Source organism: Stenotrophomonas sp. S49 (genome assembly GCF_016624905.1).
Classification (GTDB): Bacteria; Pseudomonadota; Gammaproteobacteria; order Xanthomonadales; family Xanthomonadaceae; genus Stenotrophomonas.
This window is the reverse complement of sequence record NZ_JACVUD010000049.1, coordinates 1-22,576: the sequence shown is the minus strand read 5'-3', so window position 1 is coordinate 22,576 and position 22,576 is coordinate 1. Positions and strand designations below refer to the sequence as shown.

Sequence of the window (22,576 nt, the reverse complement as noted above, 5' to 3'; positions counted from 1 at the left end):
TTCACCTCGATCGAACCGCCCGGAGCGGCAAAGTCGGACTGTCAGAAAAATCTGAGCCGCCAAACGTATCAGAAACGGATGGCATGAGAAATCGTTTTATGTGCTGCAGTACAGCATGAATCTGCGCACTCACCCACACTTTGGCCGGCGACCGGCCGCCTGGGCTTGCTGGTAAACCGGCGCCAGGGCAGGGGCGTCACGCTGCAGTTCGCGGATACGGTTGGCCGGATCGGGGTGGGTGGACAGCCATTGCGGGCTGCGTCCGCCACTGGCGGCCATCATGTTCTGCCACAGATCCACGGCCTGGGCGGGGTTGAAACCGGCCTGGGCCATCAGCCGCTGGCCGATCACATCGGCCTCGCTTTCCTGGGTACGTGAGCCCGGCAGCAGGAAGGCCGCCTGTGCGCCCATGCCGCCCAGCTGGTTCACCGTGCTGGCCGCGCCATCGCCGCCGTAGGCACCGGCCAGCGCTCCCAGCACTGCCAAGCCGGTCTGCGCGCCCATCTGCCGGGTGATGCGCTCTTCGTGGTGGCGGGCGATCACATGGCCGATCTCGTGGCCGATGACCGCCGCCAGCTGGTCCTGGTTCTTGGCCACGGTGAAGATGCCGCTGTTCACCCCCACCTTGCCCCCGGGCAGAGCAAAGGCGTTGGGTTCCTTGTCGACGAACACGGCCGTTTCCCACCGTACGCCACGGTATTGATCGGGAAGCTGGGCCACCAACGCATTGACCACGCACTGCACGTAGCCGTTCTGGCGGCCGTCGGTGCTGATCTTTTCCTTCTGCTTGGTTTCGGCGAACGCCTGCGCACCCAGCTGGTCCAGCTGGGCCTGCGACACGCCGCCCACCATCTGCCGGCGGCCGGTGGGCGAGGTGGTGGTCGCGCACGCGGCCACCAGCGACGTAATGAGCAGGGCGAGCAGCAGTGATTTCATGGAATCCCCCGTGTTCATGCAGGCAGTGTGTACCGCGCCTGCTTAATCTTTCGTCAAGCGCGCGTGGCCTTACGTGGCGCCGAAGAACACCAGTGCCGCCAGCGCCACGGCGTTGTTCAGGCCGTGCGCGGCAATGGCGGCCCACAGCGTGCCGGTGCGCTTGTACAGCCAGCAGAACGCGGCGCCCATGCCGCCGTAGACCAGCCACAGCTGGGCGATCTCGGCCGGGCCGTTGGCGCTGGTTCCAGGAATTTCATGGATCAGGGCGAAGGCCAGGCTGCTGAGCAGCATGCCCAGCCAGGGCCGGCCGGCCTGCCACAGGCGCCCGAACAGCACGCGACGGAACAGCAGCTCTTCGTAGGCCGGCGCCAGCACCACCGCAAACAGCACCAGGAACACCGGGAACTGGGCAATGGCGTTCTGCATCAGGTGCAGGTTGGTGGGCACCGGCTCCACGCCCAGCTGCTTGGCCAGGAACGCGATGCCGTTGCTGCCGATCACGATCAGGGTGGCCACCAGCAGCGTCCAGCCCCAGGTTGCCGGGCGGCGCAGTGCCTGCAGGGAGCGCTGGCGTTCGGCGGCATTGGCCGGCCGGCGCCAGAAATAGACCAGCAACGCGGCGCCACCGGTGGCCACCAGCGCCATCACCACCTGCGCCAGGGCACCGGGTTGGCCGAGCTGGGCGGCCAGCCCACCGGCGTCGGCGGCTTCGCCACCGGCTTTGGCATGGGCCACGCTGATCGCCACGGTACGCGTCAGGCCCCAGACCATGCCGCTGATCAGGCTGAGCCCGAACAGCGCTACCACGGCAATGCCCAGATCGATGAAGAAGCCGGCCAGCGGCGAGGAGGCGCGGGGCGCGGCGGATGCCGGGGGAACCGGCGGCGGTGCGGAAACCGGAGCGGAAGCAGACATCGGGTACCTGTGGTCAAGGGACGACGGCCGGCGCGCCTCCCCGCGCACCGGCCAGCAGTCGAGTGTGTCAGATATCCAGGTTGGCGACCTTCAACGCGTTGTCTTCGATGAAGTCACGACGCGGTTCGACCACATCGCCCATCAGGGTGCTGAAGATCTGGTCAGCCGCGACCGCGTCCTCGATGCGCACCTGCAGCAGGCGGCGGGTATCGGGGTTCACCGTGGTATCCCACAGCTGTTCCGGGTTCATTTCACCCAGGCCCTTGAAGCGCTGGATCTGGCGGCCGCGCTTGGCTTCGTCCAGCAGCCAGTTCTGTGCCTTGGCGAAGCTGTCCACTTCAATGGACTTGGCGCCGCGGGCAATGGTGGCACCGTCGCGCACCAGGCCGTGCAGCAGCTTGGCGGCCTGATGGATGGCGCGCAGTTCGCCGCTTTCAAAGGCCGACAGCGGCAGCACCTGCAGGTGTTCCTCACCCATATGGCGGCGGGTGACCAGCACAGCGGCGGAGCGCTCTTCGGTGGCGTCCTGCAGTTCCAGGGTGAAACGCGGGCTGCCCAGGCTGCCCTGGTTGAGCTGCTTGGCCAGTGCGTCCAGACCTTCGCCGGCCGGCGCATTGCGCAGGCTTTCCAGATCCATCGGCACGAAATCGACCAGCGCTTCCAGCAGCAGGCGATCGTAGCGGTGCGCGTTGCGGGCGATCGCATCCTGCGCGCCGGCGTAGGCCAGCAGCAGCTTTTCCAGCGCCACGCCTTCGATGCCCGGTTCACCGGACGCCGGCACCAGCGAGGCGTTTTCCACCGCGCTGCTGGCCAGGTAGCTGTCCAGCGCCGGGTCGTCCTTCAGGTACAACTCGGTCTTGCCCTGCTTGATCTTGTACAGCGGCGGCAGGCCGATGTAGACGTAACCGCGCTCGATCAGCTCCGGCATCTGACGGTAGAAGAACGTCAGCAGCAGGGTACGGATGTGCGCGCCGTCGACGTCGGCGTCGGTCATGATGATGATCTTGTGGTAGCGCAGCTTGTCCGGGTTGTACTCGTCGCGGCCAATGCCGGTGCCCAGCGCGGTGATCAGCGTACCGACCTGGTCGGAGGACAGCATGCGGTCGAAGCGTGCGCGTTCCACGTTGAGGATCTTGCCGCGCAGCGGCAGCACGGCCTGGTTCTTGCGGTTGCGGCCCTGCTTGGCCGAACCACCTGCCGAGTCACCCTCGACGATGAACAGTTCGGACAGCGCCGGATCCTTTTCCTGGCAATCGGCCAGCTTGCCCGGCAGGCCGGCGATATCCAGCGCGCCCTTGCGGCGGGTCAGGTCGCGGGCCTTGCGTGCCGCTTCACGTGCACGTGCGGCATCGACGATCTTGCCGGCGATGGCCTTGGCTTCGTTCGGGTTTTCCTGCAGGAACTCTTCCAGGCGCGCACCGAAGGCGTTTTCCACCGCCGGACGCACGTCGGAACTGACCAGCTTTTCCTTGGTCTGGCTAGAGAAGCTGGGATCGGGCACCTTCACCGACAGCACGGCAATCATGCCTTCGCGCATGTCGTCGCCGGTCAGGTTGATCTTGGCCTGCTTGGCGATGCCGTTCTGCTCGATGTAGTTGTTGAGCACGCGGGTCAACGCGCCGCGGAAGCCGGCCAGGTGGGTACCGCCGTCCTTCTGCGGAATGTTGTTGGTGAAGCAGTACATCGTCTCCTGGTAGGAGTCGGTCCACTGCAGCGCCACGTCCACCACGATGTTGTTGTGCTCGCCGGTAACGGCGATCACGTTCGGGTGCAGCGGGGTCTTCAGCTGGGCCAGGTGCTCCACGAAGCTGCGGATGCCGCCTTCGTAGTGGAAATCATCGCGGCGGCCATCACCACGCTCGTCGGCCAGCACGATCTTGACGCCCGAGTTGAGGAACGACAGTTCGCGCAGGCGGCGGGCCAGGATGTCGTAATGGAATTCCACGTTGTTGTGGAAAGCCACCACCGACGGCCAGAAGCGCACGGTGGTACCACGCTTGGTGGTGGTGCCCAGCTGCTTCAGCGGCGTTACCGCGGCGCCATCGCTGAATTCCTGCTGGTAATGGAAGCCATTCTGGAACACGTCCACCAGCAGCTTCTGCGACAGCGCGTTGACCACGCTGACGCCAACGCCGTGCAGACCGCCGGACACCTTGTAGCTGTTGTCGTCGAACTTGCCGCCGGCGTGCAGCACGGTCATCACCACTTCGGCAGCCGACACTTCGCGGCCGAGCTTGGCGCTCATCTGCTCGTGCTTGCCGGTGGGGATGCCGCGGCCGTTGTCCGACACCGACACCGAGCCGTCGGCGTGGATCGTCACCGCGACGTGGTCGGCATGGCCGGCCAGCGCTTCGTCGATGGAGTTGTCGACAACCTCGAACACCATGTGGTGCAGACCGGTGCCGTCATGGACGTCGCCGATGTACATGCCAGGACGCTTGCGGACAGCCTCGAGCCCTTCTAGGGCGGTGATGCTGTTGGCGTCGTAGTTGCCGTTGTTTACCGGGGTGTTCTGTTCGTCGGTCATTGCGCTTGCCGTAGGCTCCGCAGGTCGGGCACCACGTGGAGCGGTGCGCCGGGTAAGTAGGGGTACAGCGTGAATTATACCAGTCGGGCCTTGCGGGCCCTGATGTTGCCACTATGGCACAGCCACGATCCGTGCATGTTCCACGTGGAACCGGGTGATCTCGGGCAGATCCACCAGCGCCGCCGGTGTTTCGGTGGCGGTGACGAAGATCTGTGCCGGCCCGGCCAGCAAGCGCTGCAGCACGCGGGCCTGATGGGTGCGATCCAGCTCTGACGCCAGGTCATCCAGCGCGATCACCGGCCATTCGCCACGCTGCTCGGCGTAGTCCTCGGCCTGTGCCAGCAGGCAGGCCAGCGCCGTCAGCTTGGCCTGGCCACGGGACAAAGCATCGCGACCGGGAATACTGTGGAACTCCACGCTCCAGTCGGCGCGATGCGGGCCCACGGAGGTGTAACCGGCCTGGCGGTCACGTTCGCGGGCCAACAGCAGCGCATCGGCCAGCGGCAGTTCGTGCCGGCGCCAGCCAGGACTGAGATTCAGGCCCTGGATGCCCAGCTGCGGCGCAAGTTCCGACGCCAGGGCGATCGTCCGCTCCTGCAGCCGCTCCAGGTAGTGCTGGCGCCGGCTGGTCAGCGGTTCGCCGGCTTCAGCCAGCTCGTGGTCCCACGTGTCCAGCATCCGCGGGGGCCCGCCTTGCTTCAACAGCGCATTGCGTTGCTTCAGTGCGCGGGAGTAGCGGCGCCACAGCGAAAGAAAGTCTGGTTCCACGTGGAACAGGCCCCAATCCAGGAAGCGCCGACGCGGTTCACCGCCGCCGCTGACCAGGGCGTGGCTGCCGGGTTCGAACGTCACGACCGCCAGGGCCGCACAGAGATTGCCGAGCTGGGCCACATCCTCGCCATCCAGCCGGCCTTTCCATTCCTGCCCGCTATGGCGCAGGCCAGCCTTGCGGCGGTGGGGCGGGTGGCTGGAACGCTGTTCGTCCCATTCGACGAAGATCTCCAGCGCTTCCTGGCCCTGGCGGACCAGTCCGTCACGCACACGCCCGCGGAAGCTGCGGCCATAGGCCATCAGGTGCAGCGCTTCCAGCACACTGGTCTTGCCCGCACCGTTATCGCCAGTCAGCAGGTTCAGCCCCGGCTGGGGCGACAGCTCCACGGCACTGAAGCGGCGCAATTGGTTCAAGGCGAGGCGGCGGATCAGCATGGGACGCGGGAGACCAGCCGCGCGGAGCGGCAACAGGGCAGGGAATCCATCAGCTTACTGCATCGGTCAAGGCTGGCACCGCGTTGCGGGGGCATGGCGGGCGACGGCAACGCGCGCTCCGCTCATTGCATGGGTTCCACGTGCCACCGTGCCGATTGCAGCCCATGCCGGCCGCTGGAACCGCGTGGATTTCTTGAAATCTGCGGGTCTTGGCAGGGCCGGCGTATGCAGAATTCAACAGATTTTGCGCCTTCGCCAGGCCCCGTCGTGCAATGCGGCGCAGGGCAGCGGGCAAGCCAGTGCGTTGATTGCTTGAAATCTGCGGGGCGGAGCAGCCGAGCGTTCCACAGATTTCAAGAAATTCAGGTGCTGCGTTCCACGCTGTCCACAGCAGGTCTGTATGACTTATACACAAGCCATGGACAATCTGTGGATAAAAAAGCCGATTTTGACCGCTGGTAAAACTATCCACAGCTTCCCCCCCAGCCCCAGAGCCCGATATACAGGGGGTTTCAGGTGCATAAATCTTTTTAAAAACAAAGAGATAAGCCTGTTTTCCACGAAATCTGGCTCTACCAGCACCACCATGCTTTAGATTTATACCCAGAATTAAAAGCTTGGGACGCCCTCGAGCGCAGGAATCCAGGCCTGTGGGCAGTAGCGTCAGCAGACGAGGCTTTTCCTCGCCGGCCGTTGACCTGCGAAGTCAGCGCAGGCGCGGGGTCGAAGGAATCAACTCCGACCAACGCAGCCATGTGCGTCTGCCCTCGATGACGTGGCCACCGTCATCCGCCTATTCTCGGTAATGCTCCACGTGGAACAAAAAAAACGCCCGGATCTCCCGGGCGTCTTCCTGTTTCACGTGGAACAACGCAAGCGTCAGAGACGCAGCGGCATCACCACGTGGCGCGACTTCTCGCTGCTGGATTCACGCACCAGCGCCGAGGAGTTGGAATCGCGCAGCTGGATGATGACTTCCTCGTCGCGCAGGGCGGACAGGGCATCCAGCAGGTAGTTCACGTTGAAGCCGATGGCCAGGTCGCTGACCGTGGTGTCGGCTTCGATCTCTTCCTGGGCTTCTTCCTGCTCCGGGTTGTGCGCGCTGATCTTCAGGTTGCCCGGCGAGACTTCCACGCGGATGCCGCGGTACTTCTCGTTGGACAGGATCGCGGCGCGTTGCAGCGAGGCACGCAGCGCTTCACGGTCCACCTTCACTTCGCGATCGGCGCCAATCGGGATCACCGCTTCGTAATCCGGGAAGCGGCCGTCGATCAGCTTCGAGGTGAAGGTGACATCGTCGCGCTTCACGCGCACGTGGCTGCGGCCGACTTCCAACTCGATCTCGCGATCGCCGCTTTCCAGCAGACGCTGCAGTTCGGTCACGCCCTTGCGCGGGACGATGATCTGGCGCTTGGAACCGCTGGGCTTGGCCAAATCGGTTTCACACAGGGCCAGGCGGTGGCCGTCGGTGGCGACGGTCCGCAGGGCATCGCCGCGCAGATCGAACAGCAGACCGTTCAGGTAGTAGCGCACGTCCTGCTGGGCCATCGCGAACGCGGTGCGTTCGATCAGTTCCTTCAGGGTCGCTTCGCCAATGGCCACGCGCTCGGTGGCTTCCACTTCGTCCACCGACGGGAAGTCGTTGGAGGGCAGGGTGGCCAGGGTGAAGCGGCTGCGGCCGGCCTGCACGGTGATCTTGTCACCGGTCTGCGAGACGGTGATCCGGCTGCCGTCGGGCAGGGCGCGGATGATCTCGAACAGCTTGCGGGCGGGAATCGTGGTTTCGCCGTCCTGGGCATCTTCAACCGCGATCCGCGACACCATCTCCACTTCCAGGTCGGTACCGGTCAGCGACAGCTGGCCGTTCTGCACCTGGACCAGGAAATTGGCCAGAACCGGAAGGGTCTGGCGGCGTTCGACCACGTTGACGACCTGTGCCAACGGCTTGAGAAAGGCTTCGCGCTGCAGTGTGAAACGCATGTGGTTCCGTGCCCCTATGCTTTAAAAAAATGTGGAATAAATCAAAAGCTTGGTGGTGCTGGTAGAGACAGAATTGCTGGAAAACAACCCTAAGTCTTTGTAATTAAAGGGCTTTCAGACCGCGAAACCCTCTGCATTACCGACCCCCAAGGGGTGGGGAAAGCTGTGGATAAATCTGCCGCGATTTCAAGCCGCTTTTTTATCCACAACTCATCCCGCGCTTGCTACCGGATTCTGCACCGTTTTGTGCGATGACGCCTTATCGGCGTCGGTGCATCATTCGCTCAGCTTCCGGATCAGCTTGTCCCAGTCCTCGCGGAGCTTGCCGTCGGTTTCCATCAGGGTGCGGATCTGACGGCAGGCATGCAGCACCGTGGTGTGATCGCGACCGGCAAAGGCGTCGCCGATCTCGGGCAGGCTGTGTTCGGTCAGTTCCTTGGTCAGGGCCATGGCGACCTGACGCGGGCGGGCCAGCGAACGGGTCCGGCGCTTGGACAGCAGATCCTTGATCTGCAGCCCGTAGTAGTCGGCCACGGTTTTCTGGATGTTGGGAATGCTGATCGCCTGCTGCTGGGCGCGCAGCAGATCGCGCAGGGTTTCCTGGGCGAATTCGGTGGTGATCGCGCGGCCGGTGAAATTGGCGCGGGCGGTCAGGGTATTGAGCGCGCCTTCCAGGTCGCGCACGTTGGAGCGCATCTTCTTGGCAATCAGGAACGCAACATCATCGGGAATCTCCGCGCCGCGCTCGCGTGCCTTGGCCAGCACGATCGCTGCGCGCGTCTCGAAGTCCGGCGGTTCGATCGCGACGGACAGGCCCCAGGCAAGCCGCGACTTCAGGCGCGCTTCCAGGCCTTCCACTTCGCGCGGGTACCGGTCGCAGGTCAGGATGATCTGCTGCTTGCCGTCGAACAGCGCGTTGAAGGTGTGGAAGAACTCTTCCTGGGTGCGGTCCTTGCCGGCGAAGAACTGGATGTCATCGATCAGCAGCGCGTCCACCTGCTGGAACTGGCGCTTGAACTGATCCATGGTCTTTTCCTGCAGGGCCCGGATCATCGCGCTGAAGAACTGTTCCGAACGCAGGTAGAGCACCTTTGCACCGGGATTGGCCTGGCGCATGGCGTTGCCGGCGGCAAACATCAGGTGGGTCTTGCCCAGGCCGGTGCCCCCGTACAGCAGCAGCGGATTGTGCGCGCGGTCGCCCGGCTTCTGCGCCGCCTGGAACGCCGCGGCCAGACCCAGCTGGTTGCTGCGGCCTTCCACGAAGTTGGCGAAGGTGTAGTGGTTGTCCAGGTTGCCGGCAAACGGCACCTGCGGTTCTGCAGCCACGGCCGCTGCCGGGCTCGAAACCGGCGCGTTCTGCGTGTCCGAGGGCCGCGGGCGCGAGCCGATTTCAAGAAAAACGTCGCTGAAACCGGCGAAATGGGCCAGCAGTTCGCGGATGCGCGGCAGGTACAGCTCGCGCACCTGGTCGACGATGAAGGCGTTCGGTGCATACAGCACCAGGCTGTCCACGCGCAGATCGGCCTGCAGTGGCTTCAACCAGGTGTGAACGTCTTCCGGCGGAAACTCCGCTTCGAGGCGTTCGAGACTTCGGGTCCAGGCATCCATCGGCAATAATCGTCCGGTGGCCGGTGGATAGGCGCGACAACGCGCCCAGACACAGGCCGGAAAGGGGGAAATGGATGGCTCAGACTACCACCGCGCGCGCGCCTTCGGAATGGTTGTCCCCCACTTATTCACAAAAACATCCACAGCTATTGCACAGGCCGGTGAATTCGCGTAGTCAACAGGGGTTGACGGGAGGGGGGCGACCTCTCTAGAATTTCCGGTTCTTTCCCGTCCCATTCATACGAGAGGCCCACATGGCCACCAAGCGCACCTACCAGCCCAGCAACCTCAAGCGTAAGCGCGACCACGGCTTCCGTGCCCGTATGAAGACCGCTGACGGCCGCAAGATCCTGTCGCGTCGCCGCGCCAAGGGCCGCAAAGTCCTGAGCGCCTGATTGCCATGCCGCTCACCGCGGCAGACGCAATCCCTTCGACAGTGAATACTGCAGACCCGCGCAAGCGATTCCCTCGCTCTGCGCGGGTTCGCACGCGTGCCGAATATTCAACGGTCTTCAACGGCGCCCGCCGTGTGTCCGATCCGCTGATGACCCTGCACTGGCTGCCGGCTGACCGGCCGGCCAGGCTGGGTCTGGCGGTTTCCCGCAAGGTCGATCCGAACGCCGTGGGGCGTAACCGGATCAAGCGCGTCCTGCGCGACATCCTGCGTCAGACACGTACTGACATCCAGCCAGGCGACTTCGTCGTCGTGGCCCGTAGTGCTGCGCGTTCTGCCAGCAACGACGACATCCGCCAGGCCTTCCTGCGCCTGCTGCGGCGCCTGCGCGCATTGCCCGCACCGGGCGTGGACGGCACAATGCCGCCGCCTGATGGCATCGCAACTCCCTCTTTGACCGAGCCGGCATCGCGTTCCGGCCCCGCTGAGCCTGCCCGCTGATGAACCAGACCCGCGTATTCCTCATTTTTGCCTGGCTGATGGTGGCCGTGCTGCTGTGGATGGAGTGGAGCCGTGAAACGGCCGCCCCGACCCCGGCCCCGACCAGCAGTTCGGCCCCGGCCGCTGCACAGAGCGTTCCGGGCGCGACCCCGGGCAGAATTCCCAGTGCACAGGTTCCCGGTGCGCCGGGCCAGGCCGCCGCGCCCCAGGCCCAGGCCAGCGCGACCCCGGCCGCCCAGCGCGTGACCGTCACCACCGACGTGCTGCGCCTGGTGCTGGACGGCGGCCGCGTGCTGGACGCCGAGCTGCTGCAGTTCCCGCAGAGCAAGGATGAAGGCAGCCCGCCGGTTCGCCTGCTGACCGAAGACCCCGCGCACCCCTACAGCGCGATCAGCGGCTGGGCCAGCGAAGACAAGGGCGCCCCGGTGCCCGGCGCCGACGGCTTCAAGCTGGTCGGTGATACCCGCGACTTCGTGCTGGCCGACGGCCAGAACGAACTGCAGATCCCGTTCGAATGGACCGCCAACGGCGTGACCATCAAGCGCACCCTGACCGTCTCGCGCAACGAGTACGCCGTGCGCTTCAAGGACGAAGTGATCAATGCCGGCGCCGCGCCGTGGAACGGCTACGTCTACCGCACCCTGGACCGCACCCCGACCATCCTGTCGCGGAGTATGACCAACCCGGATTCGTTCAGCTTCAATGGCGCGACCTGGTACGACAACGACAAGAAGTACCAGCGCCGTGCCTTCAAGGACTATCTGGAAGATGGCGCGCTGAACCAGAACATCACCGGCGGCTGGCTGGCGATGCTGCAGCACCACTTCTTCACCGCCTGGATTCCGCAGAAGGACCAGACCGCCCATTACGTGCTGTCGCAGGTGGCCGGTCGTGACCTGATCGAAGCGCGTGGTCCGGCCTTCACCGTGGCCCCGGGCCAGTCCACCAGCACCGAGGCACGCCTGTGGGTGGGCCCGAAGCTGGTGAACCAGATCGCCAAGGAAGACGTGCCGGGCCTGGACCGCGTGGTCGACTACAGCCGCTTCTCGATGATGGCGGTGATCGGCCAGGGCCTGTTCTGGGTGCTGAACCAGGTGCACAAGCTGGTCGGCAACTGGGGCTGGGCGATCGTCGGCCTGGTGGTGCTGCTGAAGCTGGTGCTGTACCCGCTGTCGGCCACCCAGTACAAGAGCGGTGCCAAGATGCGTCGCTTCCAGCCGCGCATCGCGCAGCTGAAGGAACGCTATGGCGATGACCGCCAGAAGTTCCAGACCGCGATGATGGAGCTGTACAAGAAGGAAAAGATCAATCCGATGGGCGGCTGCCTGCCGATCCTCATCCAGATGCCGATCTTCTTCGCCCTGTACTGGGTGCTGGTGGAATCGGTCGAACTGCGCCAGGCGCCCTGGTTCGGCTGGATCCAGGACCTGACCGCACGCGACCCGTACTTCATCCTGCCGGTCATCAACGTGGCGGTGATGTGGTTCACCCAGAAGCTGACCCCGGCACCGGGCATGGACCCGATGCAGCAGAAGATGATGCAGTTCATGCCGCTGGTGTTCGGCGTCATGATGGCCTTCATGCCGTCCGGCCTGGTGCTGTACTGGGTGGTGAACGGTGGCCTGGGCCTGCTGCAGCAGTGGTGGATGACCAAGCGCCACGGCAGCGAGCCGGTGGCAGCCAGCACCGCCCCGGCCCCGGTCAAGAAGAAGTAACCCGACCGGCCCAAACGACGCAAAAGCCCGCCGCAAGGCGGGCTTTTCGCATGCGGGGGTAGAATCGCCCGCACACCGCTTCTCCCACCTTCGAGTCCGCCATGCCGCGAGTGCCGTCGTTCCGCCTGTTCCTGCCTTCGCTGCTGTTGACCCTGGTCGTTGCCGGCTGTGGCGACAAGGACGCGAAGGCGCCGGCGAGCGCGGTGACCCAGCCCAGCGCGCAGGCCGCCGCCGCCGCTGATCCGGCCGCGGCGCCGCTGCTGGCCGCGCTGCAGAAGCAGCTCGATGGCTACCGCCGCATCGTGGTGCTGCTGGCCGACGAAGAGCAGCAGAGCGCCGCCGACCGTGGCACCTCCACGCGTATCGGCCAGCAGTTGTTCCACGATGGCCTGGAGCAGCGCAGCGCCATCGCCGGGCAGTTTGATGCTCTGCTGCACAGTGGCAGTCCGCAGCGCTTCGCCACCCTGGGCGCCGTGCTGGACTACATCGAATCGGCGCCGGAACTGTTCGACGCCGACCGCCTGGCGTTCCGCGAAGTGCTGCGTGACCTGCACGACCGTGTCGGTGCCGACTCCTCGCTGCCGGCGGTGAAGCTGCACCAGCGCATCGGCGAAGACCTGGACGCGCTGGACGAGATCGAGCGCAACTACAACCAGGAACTGACCCGCATCTTCAGCCGCTTCGAGCGCACCCGCGCCATCGACCTGAAGCGCGAGAAATGGGAGGACTACATCGCCCACCTGCACAACGACTACAGCCGCGAAGCGATCCTGCGCGACTACGGGGTGATCGAGCCGTACCCGATGTCGATGAAGGACAGCGACCGCGAGATCTTCGGCCGCGACCTGCCGGCCAAGACCGTGGTGCTGACCTTCGACGATGGCCCGCACAAGGCCTATACCGATGAAGTAGTGGCCATCCTCAAGCGGTATGACGTGCCGGGCGTGTTCTTCGAAGTGGGCCGCAACCTGGGCAAGGTCGAGGCCGATGGCAAGGTCAGCCTGGGCCCGATGGCCAAGATCAGCCGCAACCTGATGGAAGAGGGCTATGCGGTGGGCAACCACAGCCTGACCCACGCCCAGCTCTCGCGCACCACCGGCGATGCGCTGCGCCAGCAGGTGCTGGACACCGACACCCTGTTGAAGGACGTGGACAGCAAGCGCGCGCCGCTGTTCCGCTTCCCGTATGGGGCACGCAACGCCGAAGGCCTGCAGTTGCTGAACGAAGCAGGGCTGAAGTCGATCATGTGGAACATCGATTCCATGGACTGGGCCGACCCGGTGCCGGAATCGATCGTGCAACGCGTGCTTGGCCAGGTGAACAAGGAACAGCGCGGCATCATCCTGTTCCACGACATCCACGACCGCGCGGTGAAGGCGCTGCCGCAGATCCTCGATCGGCTGATTGCCGACGGTTACCAGTTCGCCGGTTGGAACGGCCGCGAGTTCACCGTCGCCCGTGCACGCAAGGGCGCCAGCAGCGATGCCACCGTCACTACCGGCTATGAGAAGTCGTGGGCGATCGTGGTCGGCATCGACAACTACGCCAAGTGGCCGAAGCTGGAATACGCCAGCCACGATGCGCAGGCGGTGGCCGACACCCTGACCGGGCAGTTCGGCTTCCCGTCCTCGCAGGTGATCCTGCTGAAGAACGAGCAGGCCACCCGCAACAACATCCTGGCCGCCTTCCACGACCGTCTGGCCGACGACCGCACCGGAAAGAACGACCGCGTGTTCGTGTTCTTCGCCGGCCACGGCGCCACCCGCCAGCTCGCTTCAGGCCGCGACCTCGGCTACATCATCCCGGTGGATTCGGACCCGAAGGAATTCGCCACCGACGCCATCGCGATGACCGATATCCAGAACATCGCCGAGAGCATGCAGGCCAAGCACGTGATGTTCGTGATGGATGCCTGCTACAGCGGCCTGGGCCTGACCCGCGGTGGCCCGTCGTCGTCATCGTTCCTGCGCGAGAACGCACGCCGCAGCGCGCGGCAGATGCTGACTGCCGGCGGTGCCGACCAGCAGGTGGCCGATGCAGGCCCGAATGGCCACTCGGTGTTCACCTGGGTGCTGCTGCAGGCGCTGGCCGGCAAGGGCGACCTCAATGGCGACGGCCTGATCACCGGTACCGAACTGGCCGCCTACGTGGCGCCGGCGGTGTCGGCGGTTTCGCAGCAGACCCCTGCCTTCGGCAGCCTGCCCGGTTCGCAGGGCGGCGAGTTCGTGTTCCAGGTGCCGGACAGCCAGGAATACCTCAACGCCGATACCCGCCAGCTGACCGCCGATGCGATCGCGCTGAACAACAAGGTGGACGCCGTGCAGGACGCCAAGAACACCCAGGCGCCGGTGACCGTGGCCGACCTGCAGGGCGGCAAGGCCAAGCTGGTGGTGCCCACGGCCGGCCCGGCCTCGGACCGCCAGCGCGCGCAGCAGGCCAACGACCGCGGCCTGCAGCTCTACCGCGAGAAGCAGTACGACGAAGCCGCCGCGCAGTTCACCGAGGCGCTGAAGCTGCGTCCGGACTTCGCCCAGGCCGCCAACAACCTCGGCTTCGTCTACTACCGCCAGCAGCGCTACGCCGAAGCGGCGCGCTGGCTGGAAAACACCTTGAAGATCGACCCGTCGCGCGCGGTCGCCCATCTCAACCTGGGCGATGCCTACTTCAATGCCGGCGACAAGGCCAAGGCGAAGCAGGCCTACACCACCTACCTGGCGCTGCAGCCGCAGGGTAGTGGTGCCGCACAGGCGCGCGCACAGCTGGAGAAGCTCTGAGCCATGAACGATGTGACCCGCACCGATACCATCGTCGCCATCGCCAGCGCGCCGGGCGCAGGCGGTGTCGGCCTGCTGCGCCTGTCCGGCCCGCGTGCTGCGGCGATTGCCAACGCGCTCGGCGCGCCCACGCTGCGCCCGCGCCACGCCCACTACGCGCGCCTGCGCGATGCCGACGGCGAGGTGATCGACGACGGCATCGTGCTGTGGTTCCCGGCACCGAACAGCTTCACCGGCGAAGAAGTGGTGGAACTGCAGGGCCACGGCAGCCCGGTGCTGCTGCAGCAACTCGTCGCCCGATGCATCGCCCTGGGCGCGCGCCAGGCGCGGCCGGGTGAGTTCAGCGAACGCGCCTTCCTCAACGGCAAGCTCGATCTGGCCCAGGCCGAAGCCATCGCCGACCTGATCGCTGCCGGTGACAACCGTGCCGCGCGTGCTGCACGGCGTTCACTGGACGGCGTGTTCTCGCGCCGCATCGACGCGGTGGTGGAACAACTGGTGCTGCTGCGCATCCACGTGGAAGCGGCCATCGACTTCGCCGACGAACCGCTGGATACGCTGGGCGGCGCGCAGGTACGGCGTGGACTGGAACAGGCGCGCGGCGACCTGGCCCTGCTGCGCCGCGATGCAGAGCGCGGCCGCCGCCTGCGCGACGGCCTGCATGCGGTGCTGATCGGCCCCCCCAATGCGGGCAAGAGTTCACTGCTGAACGCCCTGGCCGGCAGCGAACGCGCCATCGTCACCGACATCGCCGGCACCACCCGCGACACCCTGCGCGAAACCATCCGCCTGGACGGGCTGGAGCTGACCCTGGTCGACACCGCCGGCCTGCGCGACGGCGGCGACGCCATCGAACGCGAAGGCATGCGCCGCGCCCATGTGGAGATCGAGCGCACCGACCTGGCCCTGATCGTGCTGGACGCGCGCGACCCGGCCGCCGGGGAGGCCGCGCTGGGGCAGGCCGTGGCCGACGTGCCGCACAAGGTCTACATCCACAACAAGTCCGACCTGCTGGACGCGCTGCCGGCGCTGGATGACCCGGACCGGGTGTTCGTCTCGGCGGCAACGGGCGCGGGGCTGGACGATCTGCACGCGCGCCTGCGCAGCATCGCCTCGGCCGGGGCAGGCGAGCAGGTGGACGGTGAGTTCTCCGCGCGCACCCGCCACGTGGATGCGATCGAACGCGCGCAGGAACACGCGCAGCGCGCCGATGGCGAACTGGCCCATGAACACCTGGAACTGGCCGCCGAGGAACTGCGGCTGGCGCACGACGCGCTGGGCGAGATCACTGGGCAGATGAGTGCGGATGACCTGCTGGGCAGGATCTTCTCCAGCTTCTGCATCGGCAAGTAACGCCAGGGTCGGATCCCCTGCGGGCTCTGACCCTTCACATCATCACAATCGACGCCACGTGGTTTCAACCCGGGCCGCGACACCTCCTTGATATCATCCCGCCATGAACCCGATCACCGACAGTGACGTGCGATCAGCGCTGCTGAGCAAGGTCATCGCAGAACATGTCGCCAATCCGAACACGCTTGTCGTGGAGGAAATGGGGCTTGCACGCGGCGCCTGCCGGGTCGATGTCTGTGTCATCAATGGCCACCTGCACGGCTACGAAATCAAGAGTGACGTCGACACGCTGCGCAGACTGCCATTGCAGCAGCAGTTCTATTCCGACGTGCTCGACAAGGCGACGATCGTGGTGGGCCAGCGCCATCTGGATCATGCGCTGGAGACGCTGCCTGCATGGTGGGGAGTCAGGCTGGCCTCACGTGGTGCGCGCAATGCCGTCCGGATGGAACTGCTGCGGCCTGCCAGGCTCAATCCCTCGGTGAGCGCCACTGCCGTGGCGGCACTGCTGTGGCGCGATGAGCTGACAGCCCTGATCAGCAGCAGGACCGCTGAAAAATCAGCGCTGCGCGGAAACCGTGCAGCGCTGTGCGAGCGCCTGGGTGAGCTCTACAGTCTTGCGGAAATCCGCACGCTGGTCAGGGAACAGATGAAGCGCCGGCCAGATTGGCGAGGTCGCGAACAACCTTAGTCAGATGATGGTTGGTGGCCACGGTCGGCCAGGTGGAACTTCCGCCGGTACTGCTGACATTGTTGGCGCAGTCTTCGATGTATGCATCGCCCCAGCTGTAGCCGCGTCCCATGAACACCACCGGTGGATCAGAGATCAGGTGGTTGCACAGATCTCGGTACTGGTCGCGACCATTGCGCTTGATCTGGGTGCCGACCACGATCCGCCACTGGTCATCGATCGTGTACTTGATCTTGGCATTGGGGTCGAACAGGCGTGGATCCATCAGCTCGGTCTGTGGCGAGGCGCAGCCGTAGTCGCCAAACCACGGCATCCGATCGGGACGACTGCTGACAAGCCGGGTGTACGCGCGCCACTCCCGGCGGTTGACGTCACCATGCGGGCGATAGTTCGACGAGGGGCTCAGGCTGGCAGGGAAACTACCGCCCGCGATGGTGACTGATCGCCAGTCGGCCAGATCCGGAACGGCTGCGATCCAGGCCTGCCACGTGGTCGCCTGCAGCGTGGGCGAGTCGGCGACATCGGCCGAGCTGTCCAGGATCAGGTCCACCTGGCCTGGCGCAACGCCCAGCAGTTTCAACAATGCCGGGATGCGGGCCAGACCCCTGCCTTCAAGATCATCCGGTACCAGCCGCAATCCGCAGCCGCGATCATCGCGGGCAACAATACGTGCCACGGCCTGCTGGTAGTCGACATGCCGGTCAATGCCGGTTACGGGAATGGCCTGGCAACCGGCTGTGCGCGTGAGGTCGAAGATCCGCTCCAGATGGTGCTGCCCGTCCGCCATGGTGTCATCGCCGGCAAGATAGGGCGAGTCGAACAGGCAACGCCGCGCTTTCCAGTTCTTGACCAGGCGATTCCCGACGTTCTTCAGATGATCGTCGAGCGACTTCGCGGGAGCATCGTTCTCGAAGTCCCACTGCTCGACGGGTATCTCAAACAGGGGATGGATCCAGTCCTTGATGCCGTCGCTGGCACGGCCTACTGCAAGATACTCGCCCTGTCGCCATTTCAGGATCGGCATGTACATCGGCTTTTCCACGATCTGCCTCCGACAACGTCACTGTTGGTCACTCGAGGCTAGTCGCGCACCACTTCGCGCATCAATCGGAATAGTTGAAGAATGACGGCGGTCAGGGCCGGAGCCCCTGCGGGGATCCGATCCCATGCTTCCCCCGGCTGTCATATTGCCGCCGCATACTGACGGCCATCACAGACCGTTTGGGGACGTCGCAGTGAAGTCGTGGGGTTGTGCGTTGCTGTTGTCGCTGGCCGTGGCACCATCGGTGGCCATGAGTGCTGAATCGTCCACCCCGGCCGCGCCCAAGGCGCTGGTCTACGGCCACCGCGGCGCCAGTGCGCTGCTGCCCGAACACACCCTGGCCGCGTACGCCCAGGCGATTGCCGATGGCGCCGATTACATCGAACCGGACCTGGTGATGACCAAGGACGGAGTGATGGTGGCCCGCCACGAGAACGAGATCGGTGGCACCACCGACGTGGCCGAGCACGAGGAATTCGCCAAGCGGAAGACCACCAAGGTGATCGACGGTCAGAGCGTGACCGGCTGGTTCACCGAAGACTTCACCCTGGCCGAGCTGAAGACCCTGTACACCCGCGAGCGCCTGCCCGAGCTGCGCAGCACCGCCTTCGATGGCCAGTTCCGCATCGCCACCCTGGACGAGATCCTGGCCTTCCTGGTGCAGCAGGCCGGGCGTGCCAACCGCGGCATCGGCCTGGTGCCGGAGATCAAGCACCCGACCTACTTCCAGTCCATCGGCCTGCCGATGGAAGACGCACTGCTGGCCGCGCTGCGTGGCAACGCGTATACCAACGTCGGCCCGGTCACCATCCAGTCGTTCGAGACCGCCAACCTGCGCTACCTGCGCGGCAAGCTGGGGCGCGGCAGCAACATCCGCCTGCTGCAGTTGCTGTGGAAGGGCGAGGTGAAGCCGCCGGACATCGCCAGGGCCGGCGGCAGCCTGACCTACGCACAGATGATGACCCCGGCCGGTCTTGAGCAGATCGCCACCTATGCCGATGGCATCGGCCCGGAGCTGCGCTCGATCATCCCGCTGCAGGCCGATGGCGCGCTGGGCACGCCCACGACCCTGGTCCGCGATGCGCATGTGGCGGGGCTGCTGGTCATTCCCTACACCTTCCGCCCGGAAAACCACTTCCAGGCCAGCAACCTGCGCAAGGGCGCGGACAACGCGCGCAACCCGGAAGGTTCGATTGCGGAAATGCGCGCCTACCTGGCGACGGGCATCGATGCGTTCTTCACCGACGACCCGGCACTGGGCCGGCAGGCGGTGGATGGCATGGGCGCGGCGGGGAACTGAAGCTGCAACGCGTCGCCGGGCATGGCCCGGCGCTACCCAAGGCGTCCACACGGTAGCGCCGGGCCATGCCCGGCGGCCCCTCGTTTCAACCGCGCGGGTCTTCCGGGCGGCGGAACGGAATCACCACGTAATCCGGCCCTTCGCGCGGCTGCCACAGCACCGGCACGCGCTGCGGCGACGGCGGCTCCAGCTCGTCGTCGGCCAGCGGCTGCACCTCGTCTTCCTCGTCTTCCCAGCTGTAGTGCGGGCGCGGCGGCAGCGGATCGGCGTTGCGGAACAGCAGCGCGGCGATGATGCCGGCAAAGGCACCGCCCATGTGCGACTGCCAGGACACGCCGTCGGCATGTGGCAGGATGGTCATCAACATGCCGCCGTAGAACAGCATGCCGATCAGGCCGGTGGCGATGGCCGCGCGGTCGCGGCGCAGCAGGCCCAGGCTGGCCAGCAGGAACATCAGCCCGTGGGTGACGCCACTGGCGCCCAGGTGCACGCTGCCCGGGTTGCCCAGCATCCACGCGCCAATGCCCGAACCCAGCCACAGCAGGGGCAGGGCACGCAGGGTCGCCTTCGGATAGACACTGCCAGCCAGGGTGCCCAGGATCAGGATCGCGATGCTGTTGGCGGCGATGTGCTCCACCGACGCATGCAGCATTGGCCCACCGATCAGGCCCAGCAGGCCCTTGGCTTCCAGCGGGGCCACCGCCCACGGTCGCCAGTCGAAACTGCCCTGCAGGGCGAACACGACCACCAGCACCAGCACGGCGGCCAGGCTGGTGTTAAACGCCCGCACGATGCGCTGGCGGTCATTGCGGGGGGCCGGCACGTCGCCGGCGGGCAGGGGCGCGTTGTTGTCCATGCTTCAGCAATGGCGGTGGCTGGCGCGAAACCAAGGCCACCGCGGCGGGAGAGTGGGCACGGCCGGCGGGACAATCCCGCCGGCCGTGTTGCAGGCCCGGCCAGGATCAGGCCGCGCCAGTGCCTTCCTTCGGCGGGTACTTCAGGCTGAGCACCACGGTCGCGGCGATGATCACCGCCACAACGCCCAGCGACACCGGGGTGGGGATCTTGAACAGGTCGATGATCATCATCTTGATGCCGATGAAGCCCAGCACCAGCGCCAGACCGTACGGCAGCAGGTGGAAGCGGTCAGCCATGCCGGCCAGCAGGAAGAACATGGCGCGCAGGCCCAGCACGGCGAACACGTTGGAGGTGAGCACGATGAACGGGTCGGTGGTGATGGCGAAGATGGCCGGGATGCTGTCCACGGCGAAGATCACGTCGGTCACCGCGATCAGGATCAACACCGCGAACAGCGGGGTGAACCAGCGCACGCCATCGCGCTTCACACTCAGCGCGTTGCCTTCATAGCCTGGCAGCAGGCGCAGGTGCTTGCGCATCCAGCGCAGCGCCGGGTTGGTTTCCAGATCCGGTTCCTGGCCGGCGGCGAACCACATCTTCCAGCCGGTGAACAGCAGGAAGGCGCCGAACACGTAGAGCAGCCAATGGAACTGGCTGATCAGCACGCTGCCAGCGAAGATCATGATCGTACGCAGCACGATCGCACCCAGAATGCCGATGATCAGCACCTTCTGGCGCTGTTCCTCCGGCACCGCGAAGTAGCTCATGATCATCAGGAAGACAAAGATGTTGTCCACCGCCAGGGCTTTTTCCACCAGGTAGCCGGTCAGGAACTCCAGGCCCACCTTGTTGGCCACCACCTGGCCGGCGGTCTCGCTGAGGTAGAACCACAGGCCCGCGTTGAACAGCAGGGCCAGGGCGACCCAGCCGATGGACCACCACAGGGCTTCCTTGAAGGTGACCTTGTGCGGGCCGCCGTGACGCATCAACACCAGGTCGACCAGCAGGGCGATGATCACCACCGCCACGAAGCCGCCCCACATCCACACATTACCGATCGTCTGCATTGGGAATATCCGTTGGAAAGATGAATGCCAGGCCGTACGGCGAGGATCTGCAACGGAGGATCGGGAGGGGGATCCAGGGACAGAGCTTCGCCAGTACGGCGAAGGTCTCGCTCGCAACCCCACGCGGGTGGGATTGCCGTTGCACCGGAGCCTGCGGGCTCGAATTGACGGCGACAACGTCTGGGAGCTACTCCCCTTCTGGCGCCGATTCTGCGGCCTGGCCGGCCCGCCGTCAAATGGGGTGGCGACGGGGTCGGATCCCCGCACGGGCTCTGACCCCGACCAGCGTGCCAACCAAGGTTGGCACCTACCAAGGCGGAATGGGGTCGGGGCCCGTTGGGGATCCGACCCCGGCTGCCCGGGCTCTCGTAGAGTCGAGCTTGCTCGACTGAACGGGACCGTTCAGCAACGCCAGTCGAGCAAGCTCGACTCTATGAAAGCGCCCCCCGGCTACAATAGGCGGATGAATACCCCCCTGCCCGTTGTCCGCCTGAAGAATGCGTGGCGTTCCAGCCACCCGTGGATCTTCCAGAAGCTGGTCGAAAAGCCGACCGTCCGCCCCAAGCCCGGTTCCATCGTCGACGTGGTCGGCATTGATGGCGAATTCATCGGCCGCGGGTTCTACAACGGGCACTCGCGCATTGCCGTGCGCATCCTTGAAAGCGATCAGAACGTGCCGGTGGATGCCGGCTGGTTCTCGCGCAAGATCGCCCAGGCGGTGTCGCTGCGCCGTGAGGTGCTGAAGCTCGACACGGTGTCCGACGCCTGGCGCGTGGTGCACAGCGAAGGCGACGGCCTGTCCGGCCTGGTGGTGGACCGCTACGGCGACCTGGTGGTGGTCGAATTCTTCGCCGCCGGCATGTTCCGCCACCGCGAGTGGATCTACGACGCGCTGCGCGAGCAGTTCCCGGGCTGCCGTTTCCACAGCTTCGCCGACGAACACGTGCAGAAGCAGGAAAGCTTCGACTTCCACGGCAACACCACCACCGAAGCATCGGTAATCACCGAGTACGGCATCAAGTTCCGTGCGGACCCGGCCGGTGCGCACAAGACCGGCTTCTTCGCCGACCAGCGCGAGAACCGCGAGTGGCTGAGCCAGCAGGTGGAAGGCAAGCGCGTGCTGGACCTGTGCTGCAACACCGGTGGCTTCGCCGTGTACGCGGCTGCGCGTGGTGCGTCGGAAGTGGTCGGCATCGACATCGATGAAGACGTGATCCAGATCGCCAAGGGCAATTCGCGCCTGAACAACGTGCGCCCGAAGTTCGTCCAGTCCGACATCTTCCCGTGGCTGCGCGATGCCGCCAACCGCGGCGAGCAGTACGACGTGGTGATCCTGGACCCGGCGAAGATGACCCGCGACCGCGACCAGGTGATCACCGCGCTGAAGAAGTACCTGGACATGAACAAGCTGGCGCTGGGCGTGGTGAAGCCGGGCGGCCTGTTCGCCACGTTCTCCTGCACCGGCCTGGTGGCCGAGGACCAGTTCCTGGACATGCTGCGCCGCGCGGCGTATTTCTCCGGCCGCACGATCCAGATCCTGAAGGTGGCCGGCGCCGGTCCGGACCATCCGTTCATGGCGCACGTGCAGGAATCGCGCTACCTGAAGGCCGTGTTCTGCCGCGTGGTCGACTGATTCCGACGTGGGGGGGGGGGGGGGCGGGGGCGGGGGCGGGGGGGGGGGGGGGGGGGGGGGGGGGGGGGGGGGGGGG

General features: G+C 65.6%; 17 protein-coding genes. 8 read left to right on the top strand and 9 right to left on the bottom strand.

Annotated features, from left to right (window positions below):
- Positions 1–129: 129 nt before the first annotated feature.
- The 6 genes from IAE58_RS11880 to dnaA all read right to left on the bottom strand — a co-directional run bounded on the left by IAE58_RS11880 (position 130) and on the right by dnaA (position 9,172).
- Positions 130–936, bottom strand: a complete 807-nt coding sequence (locus IAE58_RS11880; RefSeq protein WP_108747907.1) for a M48 family metallopeptidase — start codon at positions 934–936, stop codon at positions 130–132.
- Positions 937–1,005: 69 nt separating this feature from the next.
- Positions 1,006–1,851 (bottom strand): CPBP family intramembrane glutamic endopeptidase, encoded by an 846-nt coding sequence (locus IAE58_RS11875; protein WP_199933756.1) that lies wholly within the window; start codon positions 1,849–1,851, stop codon positions 1,006–1,008.
- 67 nt (positions 1,852–1,918) lie between these two features.
- The gene (gene gyrB / locus IAE58_RS11870) at positions 1,919–4,378 is read right to left on the bottom strand and encodes a DNA topoisomerase (ATP-hydrolyzing) subunit B (RefSeq protein WP_108751677.1); all 2,460 of its coding nucleotides are present in this window, start codon (positions 4,376–4,378) and stop codon (positions 1,919–1,921) included.
- A 111-nt stretch (positions 4,379–4,489) separates the two neighbouring features.
- Positions 4,490–5,584, bottom strand: a complete 1,095-nt coding sequence (gene recF / locus IAE58_RS11865) for a DNA replication/repair protein RecF (RefSeq protein ID WP_199933755.1) — start codon at positions 5,582–5,584, stop codon at positions 4,490–4,492.
- Between the two features lie 879 nt (positions 5,585–6,463).
- A complete protein-coding gene (gene dnaN, locus IAE58_RS11860) occupies positions 6,464–7,564 on the bottom strand; it encodes a DNA polymerase III subunit beta (RefSeq protein ID WP_005411731.1) in 1,101 nt (366 codons plus the stop codon).
- 276 nt (positions 7,565–7,840) lie between these two features.
- The gene (gene dnaA, locus IAE58_RS11855) at positions 7,841–9,172 is read right to left on the bottom strand and encodes a chromosomal replication initiator protein DnaA (protein ID WP_108747903.1); all 1,332 of its coding nucleotides are present in this window, start codon (positions 9,170–9,172) and stop codon (positions 7,841–7,843) included.
- Between the two features lie 254 nt (positions 9,173–9,426).
- On the opposite strand from dnaA, the gene rpmH reads away from it, so the two are divergent.
- The 6 genes from rpmH to IAE58_RS11825 all read left to right on the top strand — a co-directional run bounded on the left by rpmH (position 9,427) and on the right by IAE58_RS11825 (position 16,600).
- Positions 9,427–9,567, top strand: coding sequence for a 50S ribosomal protein L34 (gene rpmH / locus IAE58_RS11850; protein WP_005411729.1), 141 nt, complete (start codon positions 9,427–9,429; stop codon positions 9,565–9,567).
- Positions 9,568–9,572: 5 nt separating this feature from the next.
- On the top strand, positions 9,573–10,067 hold the full coding sequence (gene rnpA / locus IAE58_RS11845) for a ribonuclease P protein component (RefSeq protein WP_108751428.1): 495 nt from the start codon (positions 9,573–9,575) through the stop codon (positions 10,065–10,067).
- Complete coding sequence (yidC, locus tag IAE58_RS11840) at positions 10,067–11,782, top strand: membrane protein insertase YidC (RefSeq protein ID WP_199933754.1); 1,716 nt, start codon at positions 10,067–10,069, stop codon at positions 11,780–11,782. Before rnpA ends, yidC begins: the two co-directional genes overlap by 1 nt.
- Before the next feature lie 101 nt (positions 11,783–11,883).
- Positions 11,884–14,556 carry a polysaccharide deacetylase family protein gene (locus IAE58_RS11835; protein WP_199933753.1) on the top strand — a complete coding sequence of 891 codons (2,673 nt, stop codon included), beginning with the start codon at positions 11,884–11,886 and terminating at the stop codon, positions 14,554–14,556.
- Between the two features lie 3 nt (positions 14,557–14,559).
- A complete protein-coding gene (mnmE, locus tag IAE58_RS11830) occupies positions 14,560–15,909 on the top strand; it encodes a tRNA uridine-5-carboxymethylaminomethyl(34) synthesis GTPase MnmE (RefSeq protein WP_199933752.1) in 1,350 nt (449 codons plus the stop codon).
- Between the two features lie 103 nt (positions 15,910–16,012).
- Complete coding sequence (locus IAE58_RS11825) at positions 16,013–16,600, top strand: sce7726 family protein (protein ID WP_199933751.1); 588 nt, start codon at positions 16,013–16,015, stop codon at positions 16,598–16,600.
- Here the strand turns inward: IAE58_RS11825 and IAE58_RS11820 are convergent.
- Positions 16,548–17,630, bottom strand: coding sequence for a beta family protein (locus tag IAE58_RS11820; RefSeq protein ID WP_199933750.1), 1,083 nt, complete (start codon positions 17,628–17,630; stop codon positions 16,548–16,550). The two genes, IAE58_RS11825 and IAE58_RS11820, sit on opposite strands and share 53 nt — an antisense overlap.
- A 205-nt stretch (positions 17,631–17,835) precedes the next feature.
- On the opposite strand from IAE58_RS11820, the gene IAE58_RS11815 reads away from it, so the two are divergent.
- Positions 17,836–18,942 carry a glycerophosphodiester phosphodiesterase gene (locus IAE58_RS11815; RefSeq protein ID WP_199933749.1) on the top strand — a complete coding sequence of 369 codons (1,107 nt, stop codon included), beginning with the start codon at positions 17,836–17,838 and terminating at the stop codon, positions 18,940–18,942.
- Positions 18,943–19,027: 85 nt separating this feature from the next.
- Here the strand turns inward: IAE58_RS11815 and IAE58_RS11810 are convergent, their stop codons facing one another.
- The gene (locus tag IAE58_RS11810) at positions 19,028–19,798 is read right to left on the bottom strand and encodes a rhomboid family intramembrane serine protease (protein WP_199933748.1); all 771 of its coding nucleotides are present in this window, start codon (positions 19,796–19,798) and stop codon (positions 19,028–19,030) included.
- A 106-nt stretch (positions 19,799–19,904) separates the two neighbouring features.
- Positions 19,905–20,867 carry a TerC family protein gene (locus IAE58_RS11805; protein WP_108751422.1) on the bottom strand — a complete coding sequence of 321 codons (963 nt, stop codon included), beginning with the start codon at positions 20,865–20,867 and terminating at the stop codon, positions 19,905–19,907.
- 463 nt (positions 20,868–21,330) lie between these two features.
- Between IAE58_RS11805 and IAE58_RS11800 the strand changes: the two genes are divergently transcribed.
- Positions 21,331–22,500: a class I SAM-dependent rRNA methyltransferase gene (locus IAE58_RS11800; RefSeq protein ID WP_199933747.1), complete on the top strand. Its 1,170-nt coding sequence runs from the start codon at positions 21,331–21,333 to the stop codon at positions 22,498–22,500.
- Positions 22,501–22,576 lie beyond the last annotated feature (76 nt).